This window comes from Enterococcus sp. AZ067, assembly GCF_051715005.1.
Lineage (GTDB): Bacteria > Bacillota > Bacilli > Lactobacillales > Enterococcaceae > Enterococcus_D > Enterococcus_D casseliflavus.
In genome coordinates this window covers 3,672,364-3,697,383 of record NZ_JBIOSY010000001.1, presented here as the reverse complement: position 1 = coordinate 3,697,383, position 25,020 = coordinate 3,672,364, and the positions used below count along the sequence as shown (strand labels likewise).

General features: G+C 44.7%; 14 protein-coding genes. 10 read left to right on the top strand and 4 right to left on the bottom strand.

Annotated features, from left to right (window positions below; translation table 11 throughout):
• Positions 1–53 precede the first annotated feature (53 nt).
• On the bottom strand, positions 54–1,016 hold the full coding sequence (locus tag IGI82_RS17500; RefSeq protein ID WP_142974312.1) for a biotin--[acetyl-CoA-carboxylase] ligase: 963 nt from the start codon (positions 1,014–1,016) through the stop codon (positions 54–56).
• Between the two features lie 433 nt (positions 1,017–1,449).
• Between IGI82_RS17500 and rpoB the strand changes: the two genes are divergently transcribed.
• The 8 genes from rpoB (at position 1,450) to IGI82_RS17460 (ending at position 14,265) form a co-directional block, all read left to right on the top strand.
• A complete protein-coding gene (rpoB, locus tag IGI82_RS17495; RefSeq protein ID WP_008381746.1) occupies positions 1,450–5,067 on the top strand; it encodes a DNA-directed RNA polymerase subunit beta in 3,618 nt (1,205 codons plus the stop codon).
• Between the two features lie 87 nt (positions 5,068–5,154).
• The gene (gene rpoC / locus IGI82_RS17490; RefSeq protein WP_301388535.1) at positions 5,155–8,805 is read left to right on the top strand and encodes a DNA-directed RNA polymerase subunit beta'; all 3,651 of its coding nucleotides are present in this window, start codon (positions 5,155–5,157) and stop codon (positions 8,803–8,805) included.
• Between the two features lie 243 nt (positions 8,806–9,048).
• Positions 9,049–10,515, top strand: coding sequence for a BglG family transcription antiterminator (locus IGI82_RS17485; RefSeq protein ID WP_438842578.1), 1,467 nt, complete (start codon positions 9,049–9,051; stop codon positions 10,513–10,515).
• A gap of 2 nt (positions 10,516–10,517) precedes the next feature.
• Positions 10,518–11,015, top strand: a complete 498-nt coding sequence (locus tag IGI82_RS17480; RefSeq protein ID WP_005230355.1) for a PTS sugar transporter subunit IIA — start codon at positions 10,518–10,520, stop codon at positions 11,013–11,015.
• A gap of 16 nt (positions 11,016–11,031) precedes the next feature.
• On the top strand, positions 11,032–11,346 hold the full coding sequence (locus tag IGI82_RS17475; RefSeq protein ID WP_005230357.1) for a PTS fructose transporter subunit IIB: 315 nt from the start codon (positions 11,032–11,034) through the stop codon (positions 11,344–11,346).
• A 46-nt stretch (positions 11,347–11,392) separates the two neighbouring features.
• Positions 11,393–12,472, top strand: a complete 1,080-nt coding sequence (locus IGI82_RS17470; RefSeq protein WP_252708839.1) for a PTS fructose transporter subunit IIC — start codon at positions 11,393–11,395, stop codon at positions 12,470–12,472.
• Between the two features lie 17 nt (positions 12,473–12,489).
• Positions 12,490–13,344, top strand: coding sequence for a class II fructose-bisphosphate aldolase (locus tag IGI82_RS17465; RefSeq protein ID WP_252708838.1), 855 nt, complete (start codon positions 12,490–12,492; stop codon positions 13,342–13,344).
• A 21-nt stretch (positions 13,345–13,365) separates the two neighbouring features.
• Positions 13,366–14,265: a ketose-bisphosphate aldolase gene (locus IGI82_RS17460; protein ID WP_252708837.1), complete on the top strand. Its 900-nt coding sequence runs from the start codon at positions 13,366–13,368 to the stop codon at positions 14,263–14,265.
• A gap of 63 nt (positions 14,266–14,328) precedes the next feature.
• Here the strand turns inward: IGI82_RS17460 and IGI82_RS17455 are convergent, their stop codons facing one another.
• The gene (locus IGI82_RS17455; RefSeq protein ID WP_252708836.1) at positions 14,329–15,744 is read right to left on the bottom strand and encodes a helix-turn-helix domain-containing protein; all 1,416 of its coding nucleotides are present in this window, start codon (positions 15,742–15,744) and stop codon (positions 14,329–14,331) included.
• Between the two features lie 292 nt (positions 15,745–16,036).
• On the opposite strand from IGI82_RS17455, the gene IGI82_RS17450 reads away from it, so the two are divergent.
• Entirely contained in the window at positions 16,037–22,231 is a 6,195-nt protein-coding gene (locus IGI82_RS17450; RefSeq protein WP_438842577.1) for a Spy0128 family protein, read from the top strand.
• An 81-nt stretch (positions 22,232–22,312) separates the two neighbouring features.
• Here IGI82_RS17450 and IGI82_RS17445 read toward each other — a convergent pair whose 3' ends face one another.
• Complete coding sequence (locus IGI82_RS17445) at positions 22,313–22,984, bottom strand: prepilin peptidase (protein ID WP_438842576.1); 672 nt, start codon at positions 22,982–22,984, stop codon at positions 22,313–22,315.
• Between the two features lie 125 nt (positions 22,985–23,109).
• Between IGI82_RS17445 and IGI82_RS17440 the strand changes: the two genes are divergently transcribed.
• Positions 23,110–23,598 carry a Dps family protein gene (locus IGI82_RS17440; protein ID WP_005230382.1) on the top strand — a complete coding sequence of 163 codons (489 nt, stop codon included), beginning with the start codon at positions 23,110–23,112 and terminating at the stop codon, positions 23,596–23,598.
• A 40-nt stretch (positions 23,599–23,638) separates the two neighbouring features.
• Here IGI82_RS17440 and argH read toward each other — a convergent pair whose 3' ends face one another.
• Positions 23,639–25,018, bottom strand: coding sequence for an argininosuccinate lyase (gene argH, locus IGI82_RS17435; RefSeq protein ID WP_438842575.1), 1,380 nt, complete (start codon positions 25,016–25,018; stop codon positions 23,639–23,641).
• Positions 25,019–25,020: the final 2 nt, after the last annotated feature.

Here is a 25,020-nt window from a genome sequence, read left to right as displayed (position 1 = left end):
TGATTCCCTGCGAAAGCAGCGAATCAGCAAGCGGATTTGCGACTTTTGCAGCATCAATACCGTTCCAAACTGATTTCTCCAGAAGAAAGCACCTTGCGCTCCGTTGCTGTTTCCACCACTAATTCACCGGTGTTAGTAATGTCTTTGGCGATTCCTTCATAGGTCACACCTTGTTGTGTAAACTGAACGGTGCGGCCCAAAACGAAGGATTTCTGCCTATAGCGGGCCATATAATCCATGTCAGGCAGCTTTGCCAATAATTGGAAGAACCGACGCCAAATTTCTTGGATCAAGGTTGCCCGAGAAAAGGTTGGATACTCTTCACCAGGAAAGAGTGAGGTCGCTTTTTCCCGAATCTCTGCTGGAAACTGCTGTTGCGGAATCGAAAAACTGATGCCGATACCGATCACAACCGAGGTAATGCGGCCTGTTTCAAAGTCACTGGTTGCTTCAGACAAAATACCGCAGATTTTTTTTCCATCTAAGTACAGATCGTTGACCCACTTAATGGCCGTTTCCTTCATTAGAAGGGCATCGATGGCTTCTGCGACTGCCACCGCAGCCAAAACGGTATATTGCGGCAATTCTTGAAACGCTTGGTTGGGTTTTAAGAGCAAGCTCATGTAGATCCCTTGTTTTTTCGGTGAGAAAAACGGTCGTTCGAAGCGGCCATGGCCGCCTGTTTGCGTTTCGGTCAAAAAAAGGGCGGGGGTTGCCAGTCCACTGTCCAAAGCGGCGATCTTGGCTTCTTTCATAGTAGACTCAACAGCATCCTTGATTTGAATCGTGGGGATCATCGGCAAGGCGGCTGCAAGTGCTGCTTGATCGTAGCGGTCAGCGGAGACAAAGCGATAGCCGTTGGCCAAGTGTTCGAAATGATAGCCTTCTTTCTCAAGTTCTTTAATGGCTTTCCAGACTGCTGTACGAGAGATCGACAAGGCTTGGGCTAGTTTTTCTCCGGACAGTACAGTATCTTCTTTTTGTAATAAGGTCAGTATTTTTTCTTTTGTCGTCATAAGGATATCCTTCCTAATGTTTCACGTGTAACGTTTTCGTTAGCATAGCAAGAAATCGGCAAAAAGCAAAGTAGTTTCTTACGAAAAACAGTCCTCACCAGCCTTGTTTTTTTCTTTAGAAAATCTTAGGAAATGGGTGCGTCAGAAAAGCATTGTAACTTCCAATGAAAGCTTGACAGAAAAGTACTTCATCTGTATAATAAGGAGTTGCAAAAACTATCTGAACGAAAAAAGCAGAAACGAAATATTGTCCGTTTCGGCTTAGGAATAAGGAAACAAAAGTAGAAAATGCCCAATGCATCCGTTCTATTTTTGGTTTTTTTTTGCCTAAAAGCCGCAAAAAATGCTTTCTGTAACCTATATTTAATATTTGTTACAGTTTTGTAAATAATCGGATAGCCTTTTTGAAAGACTTTATGAAGAGGTGAAGAGCTTGGCTGGACACGTAGTAAAATACGGAAAGCATCGCGAACGTAGAAGTTTCGCACGGATCAGTGAAGTATTAGAATTACCGAATTTGATTGAAATTCAAACCGACTCTTACCAATGGTTCCTAGATGAGGGCCTAAGAGAAATGTTTGAAGATATTTTGCCAATCGAAGGATTCAACGGTAACTTGTCCCTAGAATTTGTGGATTATGAATTGAAAGAACCAAAGTATACAGTAGAAGAAGCACGTGCCCATGATGCAAACTATTCGGCACCATTACATGTTACTTTGCGTTTGACGAACCGTGAAACCGGGGAAATCAAATCCCAAGAAGTATTCTTTGGTGATTTCCCATTAATGACTGAACAAGGAACCTTTATCATCAACGGGGCAGAACGGGTTATCGTTTCTCAGTTGGTCCGCTCTCCGGGTGTATATTTCCATGGCAAAGTCGATAAAAACGGCAAAGAAGGCTTTGGTTCAACTGTTATCCCTAACCGCGGTGCGTGGTTAGAAATGGAAACTGATGCCAAAGATATCTCTTACGTACGGATTGACCGTACCCGTAAAATTCCTTTGACGGTCTTAGTCCGTGCCCTAGGGTTTGGTTCTGATGACACGATCTTTGAAATTTTCGGCGACAGTGAATCATTGCGCAACACGATCGAAAAAGACTTGCATAAAAACGCAAGCGATTCTCGTACCGAAGAAGGATTGAAAGATGTTTACGAACGTCTTCGTCCAGGCGAGCCAAAAACAGCAGACAGCTCACGTAGCTTGCTGAACGCACGTTTCTTCGATCCAAAACGTTACGACTTAGCAAATGTTGGTCGTTACAAAGTAAACAAAAAATTAGACTTGAAAACACGTCTATTGAACTTGACCTTAGCAGAAACCTTGGTTGACCCTGAAACAGGCGAGATCATTGTTGAAAAAGGCACTGTTTTGACTCACCAAGTCATGGAAACACTAGGCGCATTTATCGATAATGGCCTAAACAGTGTAACGTACTATCCATCAGAAGATGGGGTCGTGACCGAACCAATGACCGTCCAAGTCATCAAAGTCTTTTCACCAAAAGATCCAGAACAAGAAGTCAACGTGATCGGTAATGGCTATCCAGATACTGCTACACGTACGGTTCGTCCAGCAGACATCATTGCTTCAATGAGCTACTTCTTCAACTTGATGGAAGGCATTGGCAATGTCGATGACATCGACCACTTAGGAAACCGTCGGATTCGTTCTGTTGGTGAATTATTGCAAAACCAATTCCGGATCGGGCTTGCTCGGATGGAGCGTGTCGTGCGTGAACGGATGTCGATCCAAGACACCGAAACCTTGACACCGCAACAATTGATCAATATTCGTCCGGTTGTCGCAAGTATCAAAGAATTCTTTGGTTCTTCTCAGTTGTCACAGTTCATGGACCAAACAAACCCACTGGGTGAGTTGACCCATAAACGTCGTCTATCTGCCTTAGGACCTGGTGGTTTGACCCGTGACCGTGCCGGCTATGAAGTCCGAGACGTTCACTATTCCCACTATGGCCGTATGTGTCCGATCGAAACGCCTGAGGGACCAAACATCGGGTTGATCAACAGCTTGGCCTCTTATGCCAAAGTCAACAAGTATGGCTTCATTGAAACACCATACCGTCGAGTTGACCGCGAAACAGGCCGTGTTACTGACAAGATCGATTACTTGACTGCCGATACCGAAGACCACTACGTTGTGGCCCAAGCAAACAGCTTGTTAAATGAAGACGGCTCTTTCGTAAACGACGTTGTTATGGCGCGTGCTACTTCTGAAAACTTGGAAGTTTCGATCGATAAAGTCGACTACATGGACGTATCACCAAAACAAGTAGTCGCAGTCGCAACCGCATGTATTCCTTTCTTGGAAAACGATGACTCCAACCGTGCCTTGATGGGTGCCAACATGCAGCGGCAAGCTGTACCATTGATCAATCCGAAAGCACCTTGGGTTGGTACTGGTATGGAATACAAATCAGCACATGACTCAGGAGCTGCTTTGTTATGTAAACATGATGGAATCGTAGAATACGTGGACGCAGCCGAAGTGCGCGTTCGTCGTGACAATGGCGCATTGGACGTTTATTCTGTTACCAAATTCCGTCGTTCAAACTCAGGAACCAGCTACAACCAACGTCCATTAGTGGCACTTGGTGAAAAAGTCGAAAAAGGCGACATCTTAGCAGATGGCCCATCTATGGAACAAGGCGAAATGGCACTAGGACAAAACGTCTTAGTCGCATTCATGACTTGGGAAGGGTACAACTATGAAGATGCCATCATCATGAGCCGTCGTTTGGTGAAAGATGATGTTTACACTTCTGTCCATATTGAAGAATATGAATCAGAAGCCCGCGACACAAAATTAGGACCTGAAGAAATCACTCGCGAAATCCCGAACGTTGGGGAAGACGCATTGAAAGACCTAGACGAAATGGGGATTATCCGCATTGGTGCGGAAGTCAAAGATGGCGATCTGCTTGTTGGGAAAGTCACGCCAAAAGGGGTAACGGAACTTTCAGCAGAAGAGCGTTTATTGCACGCAATCTTTGGTGAAAAAGCCCGCGAAGTGCGTGACACTTCTCTACGCGTGCCTCACGGCGGCGGCGGAATCGTCCACGATGTCAAAATCTTTACCCGCGAAGCTGGCGATGAATTGTCACCAGGTGTGAACATGCTGGTTCGCGTTTATATCGTTCAAAAACGGAAAATCCATGAAGGGGATAAAATGGCCGGACGTCACGGAAACAAAGGGGTCGTTTCTCGCATTATGCCAGAAGAAGACATGCCTTTCTTACCAGATGGCACACCAGTCGACATCATGCTGAACCCATTAGGGGTACCTTCTCGGATGAACATTGGACAAGTATTAGAGTTACACTTAGGAATGGCTGCGCGTCAACTAGGCATTCACGTGGCAACACCAGTCTTTGATGGTGCCAGCGATGAAGATGTTTGGGCAACGGTTGCTGAAGCAGGAATGGCCAGCGATGCCAAAACAGTGCTTTACGACGGACGTACCGGCGAACCATTTGATGGCCGCATCTCCGTTGGTGTCATGTACATGATCAAATTGGCCCACATGGTCGATGATAAATTGCATGCCCGTTCCATTGGACCTTACTCATTGGTTACTCAACAACCATTGGGAGGAAAAGCCCAATTTGGTGGACAACGTTTCGGAGAGATGGAAGTTTGGGCACTGGAAGCATACGGTGCTGCTTACACCTTGCAAGAAATCTTGACCTACAAATCAGATGACGTGGTTGGTCGTGTGAAAACATACGAAGCGATCGTCAAAGGGGAACCAATTCCAAAACCAGGTGTACCAGAATCATTCCGCGTATTAGTAAAAGAATTGCAATCACTGGGTCTAGACATGCGTGTCCTAGATATCGATGATGCAGAGATCGAACTACGTGATATGGATGATGACGATGATGATTTGATCACCGTTGATGCCTTAACAAAATTTGCGGAGCAACAAACAGCCCGTGAATTAGAACAAAAAGCACAAACAGAAGCTAAAAATGCCGCCGACGCGTTGAACCAACAAATCGAGACAGCAGAAGATCGCTTGCAATAATAGACGGCCCTCGCTATTTCCGCCACTAGCGGAAATAGCCCCCGTTCTATCGGATATGTCCATGAAATGAAATGGAGGGAACCTTTTTTGATCGATGTAAATAAATTCGAAAGTATGCAAATCGGTTTGGCTTCTCCTGAAAAAATCAGAAGCTGGTCTTATGGTGAAGTAAAAAAACCAGAAACCATTAACTACCGTACGTTAAAACCTGAACGCGAAGGGTTGTTTGACGAGCGTATTTTCGGTCCAACCAAAGACTGGGAATGTGCTTGCGGCAAATACAAACGGATCCGCTATAAAGGCATCGTTTGTGACCGTTGCGGCGTGGAAGTAACACGTTCAAAAGTGCGTCGTGAACGCATGGGACACATTGAACTAGCAGCACCAGTATCACACATTTGGTACTTCAAAGGCATTCCTTCACGGATGGGTCTTGTTTTAGACATGAGCCCACGTGCATTGGAAGAAATCATCTACTTTGCTTCTTACGTAGTGATTGAACCAGGAAACACCAGTCTTGAGAAAAAACAACTATTGACTGAACGGGAATACCGTGAAAAACGTGACCAATACGGTCAAGAATTTTCAGCAGCAATGGGTGCCGAAGCCATCAAACAATTATTAGATGGCGTTGATCTTGAAGGCGAAGTTGCTGAATTAAAAGAAGAATTGAAAAACGCGACTGGTCAAAAACGGACCCGTGCGATCCGCCGTTTGGATATCTTAGAAGCATTCCGTGCTTCAGGAAACAAACCAAGCTGGATGGTCATGGACGTTATCCCAGTTATCCCGCCTGATTTGCGTCCAATGGTGCAATTAGAAGGTGGACGTTTTGCCACAAGTGACTTGAACGACTTGTATCGTCGTGTAATCAACCGTAACAACCGTTTGAAACGCTTGTTAGATTTGAATGCACCAAACATCATCGTTCAAAATGAAAAACGGATGCTGCAAGAAGCAGTCGATGCCTTGATCGATAACGGTCGTCGCGGCCGTCCAGTTGCAGGGCCAGGGAACCGCCCATTGAAATCTCTTTCTCACATGTTGAAAGGGAAACAAGGTCGTTTCCGTCAAAACTTGCTAGGAAAACGGGTCGACTACTCAGGTCGTTCAGTTATCGTCGTTGGTCCATTCCTTAAAATGTACCAATGTGGTCTGCCAAAAGAAATGGCGATCGAATTGTTCAAACCATTCGTGATGCGGGAACTTGTTTCTCGTGAAATCGCGTCAAACATCAAAAATGCCAAACGCAAAATCGAACGTCAAGAAGACGAAGTTTGGGATGTCTTAGAAGATGTCATCAGAGAACATCCAGTGCTATTGAACCGAGCACCTACGCTTCACAGATTAGGTATCCAAGCATTTGAACCCGTCTTAGTTGAAGGCCGTGCCATTCGTTTGCACCCACTTGTTTGTGAAGCCTACAATGCCGATTTCGATGGAGACCAAATGGCCGTTCACGTACCATTGAACGAAGAAGCGCAAGCAGAAGCACGTATGCTGATGTTAGCAGCCCAAAACATTTTGAATCCAAAAGACGGAAAACCAGTTGTAACACCATCTCAGGATATGGTCCTAGGGAACTACTACTTGACGATGGAAGAAGAAGGCCGTGAAGGGGAAGGCATGATCTTCCGTGACATGGACGAAGCAGTTACGGCATGGCGCAATGGCTACGTGCATTTACACACACGGATCGCTATCAATCCAAACACTTTAGGGGACAAACCATTCACGTCTGAACAAAAACAACGCTTGATGGTAACAACGGTGGGTAAAGTGATCTTTAACTCGATCATGCCACCAGAATTCCCATTCTTGAACGAACCGACAGACTACAACTTGACGGTTCAAACACCAGACAAGTACTTTATTGAAGCTGGTACAGATGTGCCTGCCTTCATCAAAGAACAAGAGCTTGTTGGCCCATTCAAGAAGAAAAACTTAGGAAACATCATTTCAGAAGTCTTCAAACGTTTCCGCATCACTGAAACGTCACGCATGCTTGACCGCATGAAAGACTTAGGATACAGCCACTCAACAATGGCGGGTATCACCGTTGGTATCGCTGATATCATGAACTTGCACGAAAAACATGACATCATCGACAATGCCCACAAGCAAGTAGAAACGATCACGAAACAATTCCGTCGTGGATTGATTACCGATGACGAGCGTTATGAACGAGTTATTGGTGTTTGGAATGCAGCCAAAGATGAAATTCAGTTAAAACTGATGGAATCATTGGAAGCGAAAAACCCAATCTTCATGATGTCTGATTCCGGTGCCCGTGGTAACATCTCCAACTTTACTCAGCTTGCTGGGATGCGTGGATTGATGGCCGCGCCTAACGGACGAATCATGGAATTGCCGATCATCTCAAACTTCCGTGAAGGTCTGTCTGTCTTGGAAATGTTTATCTCGACCCATGGTGCCCGTAAAGGGATGACCGATACCGCCTTGAAAACAGCCGATTCCGGTTACTTGACACGTCGTCTCGTTGACGTTGCCCAAGATGTCATCATCCGTGAAGACGATTGTGGTACTGACCGTGGTTTAGACATTCAAGCAATTCGCGAAGGAAACGAAATCATCGAATCCTTAGAAGAACGTTTGATTGGACGTTACACACGTAAATCAGTGATCCATCCTGAAACTGGCGAAGTCCTTCTAGGGGTCAATGAATTGATCACTGAAGATTTAGCTAAAGCCATCGTGGACGCTGGTATCGAAACAGTATCCATTCGCTCTGTCTTTACATGTAACACCAAACATGGTGTATGTAAACATTGTTATGGTCGCAACTTAGCCACTGGTTCTGAAGTTGAAGTTGGGGAAGCAGTCGGTACCATCGCTGCCCAATCAATCGGTGAACCTGGTACTCAGTTGACCATGCGTACCTTCCATACCGGCGGGGTTGCCGGAGACGATATCACGCAAGGTCTCCCTCGTGTCCAAGAAATCTTTGAAGCCCGTAATCCGAAAGGACAAGCGGTCATTACCGAAGTTACCGGAGAAGTCATCGATATCTCAGAAGACCCTTCAACTCGGACCAAAGAAGTGACTATCAAAGGGGAAACCGATACGCGTACGTATACCGTTCCTTATACTGCCCGGATGAAAGTAGCAGAAGGCGACTTTATCCATCGTGGTGCGCCATTGACGGAAGGTTCGATCGATCCCAAACAACTGTTACAAGTTCGCGATGTCTTGTCGGTTGAAAACTACCTATTACGGGAAGTTCAACGCGTTTACCGGATGCAAGGGGTAGAAATCGGCGACAAACATATCGAAGTAATGGTTCGTCAAATGCTGCGTAAAGTCCGCGTCATGGATCCAGGTGATTCAGGCATCTTGCCAGGAACATTGTTGGATATCGCCGACTTTAAAGACCGCAACTACGACACATTGGTAGCCGGCGGCGTTCCTGCAACTAGCCGTCCAGTCCTACTAGGGATCACGAAAGCATCTTTGGAAACCAACAGCTTCTTGTCTGCTGCGTCCTTCCAAGAAACCACTCGTGTGTTGACCGATGCAGCGATCCGCGGCAAGAAAGATCCACTTCTTGGATTGAAAGAAAATGTTATCATCGGTAAGATCATCCCAGCTGGTACTGGTATGCCTCGTTACCGTGAAATGGAACCAAAAGAAGTAACAGTTGCCAGCGAAAATGTCTACAGCATCTCAGACATCGAAGCACAAATGGCTGCTGAAGACGCATTGAATAGCCAAAACTAATCAATGCCCAGCACCTGATTGACTCAGTGTGACGGAAAAGCTTGTCATTCTTCGGAATGGCAAGCTTTTTTGTTTAGCAAAAGGAAATATCACGAAAATGAATGCGCCCTTCTTTCATCCTAGAAAAGGGGCATTTGGGACGATTGATGAAAGCGTTATTTTTAAAATGTCCAAATCAGTGGACATCGATTAAGAATTACTAGAGACAAAGAAGGCTATAGTAAAGATACGGAGGGAGACAGTATGAAGCTGAGCAAGAGAGAAACACGTTTGATTGAGCAGTTTATGATACAGGGGATGAATTTGACCGCTAATGAACTAGCCACAGCTGCTAAGGTTTCAACAAAAACCATTTATCGGACGATCAAGCGGATCAATGAGGCTGCTGGTTCAGAAATCATTCGGTCTGAAATCGGCAAAGGATTTTGTTTGGACTATGAAGCGTATCTAAGAGGCACGATTGAAAATCAAGAAACGGATCAATATGATGAGCCGCTTGAGCGGCGTCATGCGATTGCACTGCATGTATTGTTTAAATCACCAAAGCGTTTAATGATCAAAGAGTTGTTCGCCCCTTACTATTTGAGTGAAGCAGTGATAAGTAGTGATATCAATCGACTTGCGGAATATTTTCAGTACTTTGAACTCCAGTTGATCCGATCCGATAAGAGAATTGCAGTGATTGGTACCGAAAAAAATATCCGTCGCTGTGTCAATGATCTCTTTACGAAAAACCATGTGTGGAATGAAGAAATGGTCGCGCAAAAATATCCCATCAATGCCTTTGATATCAACTTTATTACCTCCATTCTTGAATTCATTGAGCGAAAACTCGCGAACAGTATTGCGTATCCTTACAATATGAATATTTTCTCGCATCTGTATATTCTGATTTTACGAATGAGGGAAGGAGAAATTGACCGCGAAGAGATAATTGAGGGTTTAGATGAGGAAGAACAGCATTTGATTGAACAGCACCAAGAGTTTTATCAAATTGCCAAACAAGTGATTGAAAAAATCAATGCCTATCTCGTGACGGAGCTACCAGAAAGTGAGGTATTTTATCTCTACCAGTATCTAGTGTCTTCCAGAGTGGAAAACAAACCCTTGGCAATGACCAATCTGACAAAAGAAGCCAGCGAAATCACGGAGTTTTTTACTAAGCGGATGGAAAAAGCACTGGGTATCAAATTGAACCAGCAAACAGACAAGACCAATCTACTTTGCCATATCCAGCCGATGCTCTATCGGCTAAAAAATAAAATCATCGTGAAAAATGGGCTGCTAAATGACATTCAACTAGAGTACCCAAGGATTTTTGAGCAAGTGGCACAAGTCAGCAAGGAAGTGGAGCAAACCTATGGAACGAATCCCATATCGGAAGACGAGATTGGTTTCTTGGTTCTGTATTTTGTGAAATTTAAAGTCATTCGTCGGCGCAGACAGCGAGTCTTAATCATGTGCAGCAGCGGCGTAGGGACCTCTGAACTGCTGAAAGTCAAAGTCCAACGGGCATTTCCAGAGTTGGATATCGTGGATGTGCTTTCCGCTCGGATGTATCGAAAGCATGCGCAAGACTACCAGGATATCGATCTGATCTTAACCACCATTAATTTGCCAGTAGAAACGAAGGTGCCGACGATTTTAGTCAATTCGGTATTTACCAAACAGGATGAAAAGCGAGTCAAACAACTATTAGGAGAGATGTAAAGATGAAAAACGAAAGCCAAACGATCCAAACGTTCAGCATCGCAGATGTAATCAATCCCAATCTTATCAAGATGGAAATGGAAGCGAATTCAAAAGAAGAAGCGATCACTGAACTGTCTGAACTTTTATATGAAAACCAGATAATTACCGATTTAGCAGGGTTCACCCAAGATGTCTTTGCCCGAGAAACGGAAGGAATGACCGGTATCGGACATGGCTTAGCAATCCCACATGGAAAGTCAGACAGTGTGAAAAAGACTTCTTTAGTGATCGGAAAAACCAAGCGTCCGCTTGAATGGGAGTCCATCGATGAAGCGCCCGTTCAAGTAATTATCTTGTTTGCAGTCAAAAATACCGATGCCAATACGATGCATATCAAGTTGCTGCAAAAGGTAGCGATGCTACTAGCGGATGAATCGTTTATTGATCGTCTCGTTGCGTCAGGGACCAAGGATCAAATGATGGCCTTGCTTGCAAAAGATCCAATGGCAGAAAACTAAGAAAGGGGGAGAAGAGATGAAAATCGTTGGTGTAGCTGCTTGTACTTCAGGAATCGCTCATACGTATATCGCTAAGCAAAAAATCGAAACAGCTGCGAAAGAACTTGGTCATGAAGTCCATATCGAAACCCAAGGAACCATCGGGACGGAAAGTGAATTGACGGAAGCAGCTATTCAGGCAGCTGATGTTGTCATTATTGCGGCAGATATTAAAATCGGCGGCAGAGACCGCTTTGAAGGCAAGCGAATAGTAGAAATTCCAACTAGTATGGTGATCAAAGCGCCTAAGCGTTTGCTTGAAACGATTGAAGAAAAATTAAATCAGGGATGAATCAATAAATGTTCTGACAATTCAAATTTAAAGGGGGATGAAACAAATGATGAAACAGCTGCAGTTGAAAAAACATGCCTTAACCGCCATCTCGTATATGCTGCCGGTCGTTGTCACAGCCGGACTTTTGATCGCTATCGGAAATCTTGCCAACGGCACGGTCATTGAAAATTACGATGCTGCCTATACGATCCCGGATGCACTGGTCTCGCTGGGTGTTTTAGGGATGGGGCTGCTGGCGCCAGTGATCGCTGCCGCGATCGCCTATTCCATTGCTGATCGTCCAGGAATCGCTCCTGGTCTTTTTATGGGACTGATTGCCAATGCGATTGGTGCAGGCTTTTTAGGGGGAATGTTAGGAGGCTATCTCGCAGGTTATCTGGTCTTATTCTTAGTAAAAAACCTTAAAGTACCACGTTGGGCACAAGGTCTGATGCCAATGATGATCGTACCGGTCTTGTCGACACTGATCGTTGGTGCTTTGATGTTCTTCGTCATCGGTGTACCGATCGTGTGGGCTACGGAGGCGTTGACTACCTTCTTAACGAATCTGCAAGGCTCGGGAAATTTCTTATTTGGCGCGATTGTCGGTGGTATGGCTGCCTTTGATTTTGGCGGCCCCATCAACAAAGTCGCCTCGCTATTTGCTGATGGGCTATTACTGGAAGGCATTCAAGAACCCGAAGCCGTGAAAATTTTAGCCTCAATGGTGCCGCCATTTGGTGTTACGATCTCTTGGGTTCTCTCTCGTCTCTTACGCCGACCCAAATATTCTACGGAAGAAGAAGACAACATCAAGATCGCTTTTCCAATGGGTCTTTGTATGATCACAGAAGGGGTGATCCCGATCGCTGCGGTTGATCCGTTTCGCGTCATTTTTTCTTGTACGGTCGGAGCAGCCGTCGGCGGTGGTCTAAGTATGATTTGGGGTGTCGGTTCACCAGTACCATCCGGTGGGGTCTTCATCATTCCTGCCATGACGGATCCACTGAAATTTACCATTGCGCTACTGATTGGTTCTGCCATCACCGGTGTTTTGCTGTTTGCCTTGAAAAAGGCACCCGTTGAAACGCCGATCGTCGAAGAGGAAGAAGAGGTTGATTTTTCGTCGATTGAAATTTCTTAAGAGAAGGAGCGAAGAAAATGTATGTATCAATGAAAGAGATGCTGCAAAAAGCCAATCGAGAAAACTATGCGGTTATGGCGATCAATTGTTTTAACTTGGAAACCGCTAAAGCTGTAATCGATGCCGCTGCAGAATCACATGCACCCATTATAGTTGACTTGCTCCAAGACCATTTAAAGACCCATCTGGATCATCGTTACTTAACCCAGCCGATCATTCGAATGGCGGAAAATGTCAATGTGGAGGTTGCCATCAATCTGGATCATGGACAGGATATTGCCTTTGTCAAACAATGTCTCCACGAAGGGTTCTCAAGCGTTATGATGGATGCCTCTATGCATCCTTTAGAAAAAAATATCGCCATCACCAAAGAGATCGTGCAATTTGCGCAAGCCTATAATGCTAGTGTCGAAGCAGAAGTTGGGGACATGGGAGCAGTGGCTGGGGATCAGTATACCAGCGATGGGATGTATACCGATCCAGAGGAAGCCATCCATTTTATTCGAGCAACCGGGGTCGACTGTCTCGCTCTTTCTTACGGCTCCAGTCATGGGGATTATCCAGCAGGGTACCGCCCGGCATTTCGCTTTGATATCGTTCAAACCATCAAAGAAGCCACTGACCTGCCGCTGGTTTTGCATGGTGGCTCGGGAGCCGGCAGAGAAAATATCTTGCGTTCCGTGGCACTAGGAATCAATAAAATCAATGTAGGGGCTGATTTTATGAAAGCCCAAAGAAATGCCCTGCACCAACAGCTGGATGCTTGTCCCGAGAGCGATTATCCGACCCTGATCCACCAAACCATTGAAACAGGAAAAGCAGTCGTTAAAGAGTATATCGAATTATCTGGATCAAAAAACAAATCACTTTAAAAAAGAATGGAGCACACTTATATGTTGATCAATATGAAACAATTACTGACCGTTGCCAAAGAAAATCAATTTGCTGTTGGTGCCTTTAATGTCGCAGACAGCAACTTCTTACGCGTCGTTATCGAAGCAGCGGAAGAAAACGATGCACCAGCCATCATTGCGGTCCACCCAACAGAATTGGCCTTTACAAAGGATGAATTTTTCCACTATGCGATTTCCAGAGCGAAAAACAGTTCTGTGCCAATCGTGATCCATATGGATCATGGTGACAGTCTGGCGAGTATTATGCGGGCGATCCATTGCGGGTTCAGCTCAGTGATGATCGATGGGTCGTTGCTGCCTTTTGAAGAAAATATTGCTCTGACAAAACAGATTACCGAGATTTGCCATCCGATTGGGGTATCTGTCGAAGGCGAGCTGGGGACGATCGGCAATACGGGAACCTCCGTGGAAGGGGGCGTCTCCGAAGTGATTTATACTCGTCCAGAAGATGCACAAGAATTCATTGAGAAGACAGGCATTGATACACTAGCAGTTGCGATTGGAACTGCCCATGGTATTTATCCGAAAGATATCAAACCGGAATTAAAAATGGATGTCTTGCAAGAAATCAAAGATCGTGTCGATATCCCATTGGTGTTGCATGGTGGATCGGCCAATCCCGATGAAGAAATCGCTCAGGCCGTGGCAATCGGTATCCAAAAAGTAAATATCTCCTCTGACTATAAATACGCCTTTTATAAAAAATGCCGCCAAATCTTAGCAGAAACGGAATTGTGGGATCCAAATGCCATTTACCCAGAATGTATTGAGGCAGCCAAAGCAGTGGTTACGCAAAAAATGACCCTCTTCAATGCAATTGGGAAAGCAGCTCTGTATCGCCAGCAAAACGTCCAGCCATGGCGTAGTGAGCAAAATTAAACAGTAAATAAACAACAAAAAAACCCTCAAAAATCGCTAAATTGCGGCTTTTCGAGGTTTTTTTTATTGCGCATTCTTTTCTTGCAGCATCCGAATCCCCTTTTCCTGAATCTGCCGAGCGATAAACGCCAAATCATTCGAAGTCAGGTTGATGTCTGCATAATGAAACACATTTTTTCTGCAGGAGGGGGTCAAATTGCCGATGATCAAATCATAAGTCTCGTCCAGTTTGGTCAGAGAAAACGAGTCCAGAGGATTTAAAATCGTGATTGTTAGCTGATAAGGAATAAACTGTTGGATTTTCGTCTGGATAAATTCCGTATGGTAACTATTTGTATCATAAAACAAAGCTAAGCGAAAGTCAGCGTGGGCATCGATGATTTCTTTGGCGAAATTTGGAAAAGAGGTATGGAAAATATAAATTAGGTAATTGATTGTACTTGGTCGAATGATTGGCAAATTTGAATGGGTCAAAACCTGAACGATGTCTTGATTGACTGTCTGTTGGACCAAATCACAGTTATTGACAAAACGAGCAAAGCGATCATCCAAGATGCAGTAAGGAACCTGCAAGTTGATTCCAAGAAAATAGGAAAAGACGACGGCATCCAACTTCTCTTCAAAATTGGCTTCATGATAGTTGTATTTTTTAAATATACGCTTGGTCATTTGATAAAACTCTTGTTTGGTCTCGCGAAATACAGCGGGGTCTTGACCGATATGGGTTGTGATATAGCCGACCATTTTCTCGACGTAAGCACGACTGTAGCCAGTAAATTCGCTTAAATCGATTTTTTCTAAGAAATATTCGATGTGGTTCCCATTGGGATTGGAAGCGTATAAGCGATCGCGCTTCGTGTTGATATAGATTACAAAGGCAATTTTTTTGATGTCGGAAAAATAAAGTTTTAAGGGTGTCGCAGCCGCCATGATACGGGCGATCTTCAAGAAATCCTGCTCTTGGTTAATGTTGGCATCCACAAATTCATACTGGTACTTCTCTAAGAAGAAAATCAGAAAAAATTGGCGAATATTGTTTTCATTTCCTTTTAACTGGATGGGTTTGGTTGCGATGAAGAAATCATACGGTGCCAGAACCAAATTGATCCTCTTGATCAAACGAATGATCGATGACTTGCTTAAATTTAATTCTAGTGCCAGCATGTCATAACTAGTGAAACTCGATGAGAAGAGTAGTTCTAACAATTGAAACGCAGACGAGCGATTTAAAAACTGGCTGTATACGTCTAGTCGAGTAGCGAAAGGATGCAAGTGTAGGCGAACAGCTGAATAATCGTCAAATTGTAAGTCCAGAAACGAAAATTCATTGTCGATTTCCGCGATATAGGTTTTTGTTGCAGACATTGAAATGGAAAATTTCACTGCCAAATCGTGAAGACTCGTCCCCTGATCGTCTAATAAATACTCAATCAGCTGTAGTTTCTTTTGTGTTGTAGATGATAACAATTTCCGTAACATGATTGCCCCTGAGCCCCCTTTTAAGTAAATAGTATCACGTTTTTACATGTATTCAAAAAAATTGCGTGTTGTATTTTTTTTGAATACATCCCACCCCAAAATTTTGGGAAAATAGAAGTGTGGGATAGTAGTAATACGTTTGATACAAGTAGCAAAGACCAAAATTTTTGAATCATGGGGAGGAGGCAAAAAGCAGTTGTTTGTTGGGATATCTTGCTCACTGTTGAACAATATTATTCGTCGAGCGCTTCCGAGATCAATTGAAAAAATTTATAAAAAGGAATGAGCAATTATGAAAAAACAATTTTCTATTTATATATGTTTGCTAGTCTTGCTTGGTTCTATCCTTTGTGAACCAACGATCATACTGGCAGAAGCAATCAACGCAACCGAAAGCACCGAAAGAACGACCGAAACGTTAGAAAGTACTGAACCTGTGACCGGAACGATCGATACGGAAAAAGCACCTACGGATTCATCGACAGCGGGAGCAGTTCAGTCAGCAACGAGTCAAGCAGAAGAAGAACAAGCAACCGTTCCTAGTGAAAGTCAAGCAACCCAAGCATCTTCGACACTGAATCAAAACAGCATTCAACCCCGAGCACCAGATGCTGAGACGGAAACGGAAGCTTCTGCTACCGCTGAAAATCTTAGTGCCAACCTGAATGAACGGGGCGTGCAGCTTTTTGACAATGTCCGAATCACTGACTTAAACGATCAGCCTTTCACTGCCGAAAATCCACCGATGTATAATGACAATATCAAAATTCATTTTGACTGGTCGTTAGCAGATACGGAAGAAATTCGTGCTGGTGATTATTATACGTATCAATTGCCGAATTATTTTGCCATTCATAACACCGTCAGTGGTGAATTGACCCGTTCCGGCGGACAATCGTTCGGAAGCTTTACCTTAGCACTCGATGGTACATTGACCGTTACTTTTAATGAGGCAGCACAAACACTTTCCAACCGCTCAGGGACTATTGATCTGATCACTGAATTAAGTGTAAGCACCGTTACTGAGGAAGTGACCATTCCTACCGGGATTTACGATGAAGATGGCCATGAGATCATCATTACATTACCTATTTATGAGGTCGATATCATTAAGACGGGGAACGTGACTTCCAGCGGTTCAGTGGTTTGGGAAATTATTTTTAACCAAGCCAGTCGTGAATTGCATGATGTTGTGATCACCGATAAGATGCCACAAGGATTAGCTTATAGTACCTCGACAGGCTACTTGTACGATGAATCCACCGATGAATGGATTCGTACTGATGGCTTATATACGTTTAACAGTGTTAACAACACGTTTACCTTCAATCAAACGGTTAATCAACCGGTTCGAATCGTGATCAATAGTGCAGTCACCGATCCAACGGCTTCTTCTTTCAAAAACACGGCAACAATCAACGGTAGCGATTTTACAGAAAAAACCGCAGAAGCAACGGTTACCTACGATGAACAATCAGAATACAAACGATTTAAAGGCTACGATCCAGAAACGAAACGAGCATCTTGGGAAATTTCCGTTACATTGGACAAAGATCAAGCCAGAGTTTTGGATCAGACCTACTCGGGAACAGATCCTGAAAAAGCCTTGCACTTTTTTGTTCCAGAAACTTTGGTGATCACTGACAAAGACGGTAATCCAATCCCTTCAGAGGACTGGTCCTTTGATGGGACAGAACAACAGAATAAAGAGGGGGAAATCGTACGCTTTGGCATCACGTTTGCCAAAGCTGGCTACTACAAGATTCAATACGACACTCAGTTGTATGAATCGGTTTTAGCCGATACCCGTATATACAACTACGCTTCGATCCGCGACAATCAAAATACCTCTTTGACGGGCAGTGGGACAGTGACACCAACCAAAACGATCGGTGTCGTGAAAACCGCTGGCACCAAAGACTATGAAACGAAGACTGTCGCATGGAAAATTGAAGCTAATACCAATCAGCAAAAAGTTAGCGATCTGATTATAGAAGACCGCTATCAATTGATCTCTGGCGCAAACAGCAGTGCTTTAGCTTTATTGGCGGATACGCTAGTAGTGACAGCCAGCGGGGTGACCGAGCCTTTAGAGCTCAATACCGACTATACGCTAGAGCTGATCACAGAAACGAAAACGCTAGCCGATGGCTCAACGAAGGAACTTGAGAGTGGTTTTCGCATCAAGTTGCAAGGGGCGTACCAAACGACTTCGACAACGATCACTGTCAACTTCAAAACCAGCTTTGATATCGTGCAACAGGGTACGTTACCGGGCAGCTCTACCGGACGTTTTAGTAATGCAGCGTTTGTTCATTATAAAGACGAAGCTGGCAATACGTTCACGGAAGCTTCTGAAACCAATACATGGATGGACACCAATTGGTTAAAAAATGCCTTGAAATACGGCCTATTCATTGGTGAAGGCGAAGATGTCGCCAAAGCGATTACCGCTGTATTTGGTCGGAATCTAGGAACTATTTTTGATGAGCAGACAGCTTCAAGCGATCAAGTCTATTGGATGGGGCTATTCAATACGTACAAAGAAAAAATCAATAAAGATGCAACCATCACGGACCAGCTGCAAGAAGGCCAAACCTTGAAAGACTTGGCGCTTTACACGGTCACAGTAACTGGGTATACGACGCAAGTCAGAGCGCTGAAAGAACAATTGGTGGAGAACGAGGATTACATCTACACCTATGATCCTGATACGAAGAAAGTTACGATCACCTTGCTGAAAGAAACGTCTGAAACACTGGCGGTCTTCTTGGCAACCGAAGCAGCTGAAGAGGTATTTACCTACAAAAATACCATCACATTGACGGACAATGACACAACCTTGACTGCCGATGGCCAAGTCGACAAGTCCGCGAAAACGGACTGGTTGATGAAAAACGGCAGCCAGAATGCCGAGAACAATCGGTTGCTCGATTGGGAAATCATGATCAACGCTGACAGTCGCAAAATCCACAATGCGGTAGTGACCGATACCATCAACTACAATCAGCACACCTTTTTACGCGATGCCGACGATAACGTGATCGTAGATGTGTATGAAGCGGTCTTAAACAATGGCACTTGGGAAAAAGGGGAAAAAGTCACCTTCATCAACGAAGACAATCCGAAAATCACCTCGGATGTGGTCGCAGGGACGCAATCGTTAGTGATCGCTTTTGAAGAAATGATTGATAAACCGTACTTTATCGTTTATCAAACACAGCTTGATCCCGGGATTTTGAACAATGAACGGGTGGCCAATAGTGTCAATTTGACGGGTAGTGAGATCGAAATTCACACAGTGACCAAAGAAGTTACCATCAAGTCGACAGACGGTAGCGGAACCTCTTCTGGGACAAACGGCTCCTTGACGATCGTGAAATACGATGCCGATGGCACGAAAGAACGAGGGATCGATGAAGAAGCAGTTTTCCAATTAAGCCGCAAAAATGCGCAAAATACCTATGAAGTCATCTTGTCGAATCTGGTGGTCAAAAACAATCAGATCATGGAAAACGGCAACGCCATTGATCGGATCGACAATCTGCGTTACGGCGATTATATGATCCAAGAAATCACCGCACCAGAAGGATACGAACGAGATGCGACTCAGTACACCTTCACTATCTCTGATAAAGAAGTCAATTATGTCTTTGAGCTAGCCAACAAGCGAGAAATCAAAGAAACGACCCATGCTTTGAATGTCCAGAAGCTGCTTCATGGACGCGAGCTGAAAGACGGCGAATTTACTTTCTACCTGGTGGATGAAGCTGGCTCTGTGATTCTAACCCAAACCAATGACGGTAACGGACAAGTCACCTTTGACGACATCACTTACAATGAGCCTGGCGATTACCATTACACGATTCGGGAAAAAGCCGGCGATGATCCAACCATCACCTATACTGACAAAGAACTAAAGGTAACTGTGACGGTGACAGAAGAAGACAGTCAGTTGATTGCGACAGCAGTCTATGAAGGTAATCAAGTCTTCGAAAATGATTATACGCCAAAAGCCGGTAGTGTCGTTTTGAATGCTGAGAAAGTACTGATCGGTCGTGATTTGAAAGCAGAAGAATTTGACTTCGAATTAGTTAATGAAGCAGGAACTGTACTTCAAACAAAAGCCAATGATGCCACGGGCAAGATCTACTTTGACGCTATTCCTTACGATAAAGCAGGTGAATACCGCTACACCATCCGTGAGAAAGCAGGAACTGACGGTACCATCACCTACGATGCAAAAGAACTTGCGGTAGTTGTGACCGTCACGGATGAAGACGGGCAGTTGACTGCAGTAGCGGAATATGAAGGCAATCAAGTCTTCGAAAACAGCTATCAACCAAAAGCTGGTAGTGTCGTACTAAGTGCCGAGAAAGTCTTAACTGGTCGTACCTTACAAGCAAATGAATTCGATTTTGAACTAGTCGATGAAGCAGGCAACGTACTTCAGACAAAAGCCAATGATGCCACGGGCAAGATCTACTTTGACGCGCTCCCTTACGAGGAAACAGGTGAGTATCACTACACCATTCGTGAGAAAGCAGGAACTGACGGCACCATCACTTACGATGCAAAAGAACTTGCGGTAGTTGTGACCGTCACCGATGAAGACGGACAGCTCACGGCAGTTACCGAATACGAAGGCAATCAAGTCTTTGAAAATGACTATGCGCCAAAAGCTGGCGGTGTGGTCTTGAATGTAGAGAAAGTGTTGACGGGTCGCTCGTTAGAAGCCAACGAGTTTGCCTTTGAACTAGTCGATGAAGCAGGCGATGTAGTACAGACGAAAAGCAATGACGCAATTGGTCAAATCTATTTCGATGAATTGACGTATGACGAAATCGGCGAATACCGCTATACGATTCGGGAAAAAGCTGGTGCAGATAGTACCGTTACCTATGATACGAAAGAAATTGGCGTTGTTGTGAGAGTCACCGATGAAGACGGGCAACTGGTGGCAACAGCAACGTATGAGGGCAATCAAGTCTTTAAAAACGACTATACGCCACAAGCAGGCAGTGTCGTACTAAGTGCCGAGAAAGACTTGATAGGTCGTACCTTACAAGCAGAAGAATTTGCCTTTGAACTAGTGGATGAAGAAGGGAACGTTCTTCAAACAAAAGCCAACGACGCCACTGGCAAGATCTACTTTGATGCTCTTGCATATGACGAAGCGGGCGAATACCGCTATACTATCCGTGAACAAGCTGGCAACAATAGTACGATCACGTATGATGCAAAAGAACTTGCAGTAGTTGTGACTGTGACGGATGAAGGGGGACAGCTCACGGCAGTTGCCGAATACGAAGGCAACCAAGTCTTTGAAAACAGCTATCAACCACAGGCTGGCAGTGTCGTGCTAAGTGCCGAGAAAGTCTTAACTGGTCGCACGTTACAGGCAAATGAATTTGATTTTGAACTAGTCGATGATGAAGGCAATGTGCTTCAGACAAAAGCCAATGATGCCACTGGCAAGATCTACTTTGACGCGCTCCCTTACGAGGAAACAGGTGAGTACCACTATACCATCCGTGAGAAAGCAGGAATCGATGGCACAATTACGTACGATAGGAAAGAACTGGCGGTAGTTGTCACTGTAACGGATGAAGACGGACAGCTCACGGCAGTTGCGGAATACGAAGGCAATCAAGTCTTTGAAAACAGCTATCAACCACAAGCAGGCAGTGTCGTACTAAGTGCCGAGAAAGTCTTAACTGGTCGTACGCTACAAGCAAATGAATTCGATTTTGAACTAGTCAATGAAGACGGAACTGTTCTTCAAACAAAAGCCAACGACGCAACCGGACAAATCAGTTTCGATGCTCTTGCATATGACAAAGCAGGTGAGTACCACTACACCATCCGTGAGAAAAAAGGAACTGACAGCACTATCACGTACGATACAAAAGAGCTTGCAGTAGTTGTGACTGTGACTGATGAAGACGGACAGTTGACCGCAGTTGCCGAATACGAAGGCGATCAAGTCTTCGAAAACAGCTACCAACCACAAGCAGGCAGTGTCGTACTAAGTGCTAAGAAAGTCTTGACGGGTAGAGACTTGCAGGCCAACGAATTCGCATTTGAATTAGTGGATGAAGCTGGAAAGGTTCTGCAAACCCAACGCAATGACGCAAATGGAACGATTACCTTTGATGCATTGACGTATGACGATGCTGGGGAACATCGTTACACGATTCGTGAAAAAGCTGGCAACGACGCCACGATCATCTATGATGAAACCACCTATCAAGTAACGGTCACCGTCAAAGATCAAGCAGGAAAATTAGTAGCTGAAGCGGAGCAAACGGCAGACATGGTATTCAACAACCGTGTCAAAGAAGGCAAAACAACGAAACCGGGAACTGGCAACTTACCGAAAACCAATGACACCACAACCGCTGGTTGGGTCGTCTTGGGACTGTTGTTAGTAGTGATCGCAGTAGGCATCTACCTTGATCGCAAAAAAAGGACGCCGTTATCATAGGCAGGGGAAGCAACAGAGCAGAAAGAGAAAGCGGGATGAGGCCAACTTGTCCCGCTTTTTCCTGTCCTGTTTTTCTTCACTTCAAAGAAAAAAAGCGTCAAAAGTATGAAACACTAGAAAGCGAACAATCAGCAAACCCAGACTCAAGAAGGGGACGAAGGGCAACTGCGCCAATCGTTTCTTCCAGATGCTTTGATAGCTAAAAAAAGCGAGAAGCCCGAGACTGCTGGCTACTAGTAAGAGGGCCAAAAGTGTCGACGGCGATAGCCAAGTGCCCCAGCCTGCCAGCACTAAGAGATCGCCGCCGCCCATTTTTTCCTGCCAGACAAAAAAGACCAGTGGAACCAGCAAGCCTAAAGACAGCCATTGAAAAGAAGCGCCGCTTCTAAGCTGTGCCAGCGCTAGCAGTAGGTGGGCGGGGTACAGCAGTTGCGGGTAGACGCTATAGTCTATCAAGTCGGTCAAGCTGAGTAAAAAGGCACTGGTCAGCCAGACAAAAGCCAGGAAGCTTTCCGAAACATGAAAGGCAACCCCGCAAAGTCCGCCATAGCATATGCAAGCGAAGACCCAATAAAACGGGGGTGAAAGCCATCTTGTAGGAAGGCGAAGAAACCAATGGTTATCCGAAACTTTGTTCACTTTCTGGTAGTGAGAACGAGAATCACTTTTTGGCAGATTCCAAAACAGGGTTTGTAAGAGCAAAAGCCAAAAGAAGCCGAGTAAAGCACCTAAAAAAAACACGAAAATCGTCATTTTTCGTCCCCCCTTATAAAGAAATACGTAAGAGAGTGAGAAATTTTCTCAAATAGATGATTTTGTTGTACTTTTTATTTGTTTCGTATTATCCTTAAAATAGATAATTTAGAGGAGGAATCGTTATGAAATTTGAACAAACAAAAGAAGTATTAAACCAACTTGTTGCTGATTTAAGCCAAATGGCTATGGTCGTTCACCAAACACACTGGTACATGCGTGGACCTGGCTTTTTGACATTGCATCCAATGATGGACGAATTCATGGATGATCTAAATGAGCAATTGGATGAAGTTTCTGAACGCTTGATTACATTAGACGGTTCACCATATTCAACTTTGCGTGAAATGGCAGAACACACTCAAATCCCTGATGAAGTGGGTAACTGGGACCGCACGATTCCAGAACGCTTAGCTACATTGGTGGAAGGTTACCGTTACTTAGCGGACTTATACCAAAAAGGGATCGAAGTATCTGGTGAAGAAGGCGACGATCCAACCCAAGATATCTTCATCGGCTTCAAAACAGCCATCGAAAAACGTATTTGGATGATCCAAGCGCACTTAGGCGAAGCGCCATTGATCGATCCAGCGAAATCTCGCGTACGTCATTAATCAACAAAAAACCAGCGAAGAATTTTCTTCGCTGGTTTTTTTACTTGCCCGCCAATAATGCTTTAGCGGCTTCAATTTGCTGTGCCACTTGATCAAAACCGGTGCCGCCATAAGAATGACGATTTTTGACGGCGGTATAGGAGTCAAGTTTTTCAAAAATATCGCTGTCGATGGCAGGATGGATCGCTTGGTATTCTTCCAAGGAAACATCTTGTAGATAGATGCCTTTACTCAAACACTCGCTGACGAGCTTGCCGACGATCTCATGGGCTTGTCTGAAAGGCACGCCTTTGCCAGCTAAGTAATCCGCTAATTCTGTTGCGTTGGAAAAATCCTTTTCAGTGGATTCTTGCATTCGTGCTTGATTGACCTTCATCGTTGCGATCATGCCCGTCATGATCTGCAAGCTTTTCGTGATGGTTTCGGCACTGTCAAACATGCCTTCTTTGTCTTCTTGGAAATCTTTGTTGTACGCCAGCGGCAAGCCCTTCATGACCGTCAAAAGGCCAAAGAGATTCCCATAGACACGTCCTGTTTTTCCACGGATCAGCTCCGCCATGTCAGGGTTTTTCTTTTGAGGCATAATGGAGCTGCCGGTGGAGAAGGTATCGGTCAGTTCCACGAATTGGTACTCGTGGCTGCACCAAAGAATCAGCTCTTCACAAAAACGAGACAGATGCATCATCAATAAAGAGGCGTTGCTTAAAAATTCCAAGATAAAATCACGATCACTGACCGCATCTAGGCTGTTGCTGTAAATATTGCTGAACCCTAACTCTTGAGCAGTGAAAGCACGATCGATAGGGAAGGTAGTTCCTGCCAAAGCAGCACTGCCTAAAGGCATCACATCGATGCGGCTCAAACTCTCTTTGAAACGCTCCTGGTCACGCGTCAGCATACTGTAATAGGCTAAGAGGTGATGGGCAAAAGAAATCGGCTGTGCATGCTGCAGATGGGTATAACCGGGCATGATGGTGTAGATGTTGGCTTCGGCTTGTAAAACCAGCGCTTCTCGCAATTCAGCGATCAAAGTGATCACGTCTTGCACGACTTCTTTCAAATACAAATGCATATCGGTCGCCACTTGGTCATTACGACTACGGGCAGTATGCAATTTGCCTGCCACTGGTCCAATCAATTCATGCAAGAATGTCTCGATGTTTAAATGGATGTCCTCATTTTCAATCGTGAAGGTCAATTCGCCAGCGGCTAATTGCTGCTGAATCGTGGTCAAGCCGCCAATGATCGCTTCGCCATCGGTTTGATTGATGATGCCCGTATGGACCAGCATTTTGACATGTGCCAAACTGCCAAGAATGTCTTGCTTTGCTAACTTTTGATCAAACGTGATGGAAGCCCCAAAAGCATCGATCCATGCTTCGTTTTTCCCATCGAAACGTCCGCCCCATAATTTTGCCATAT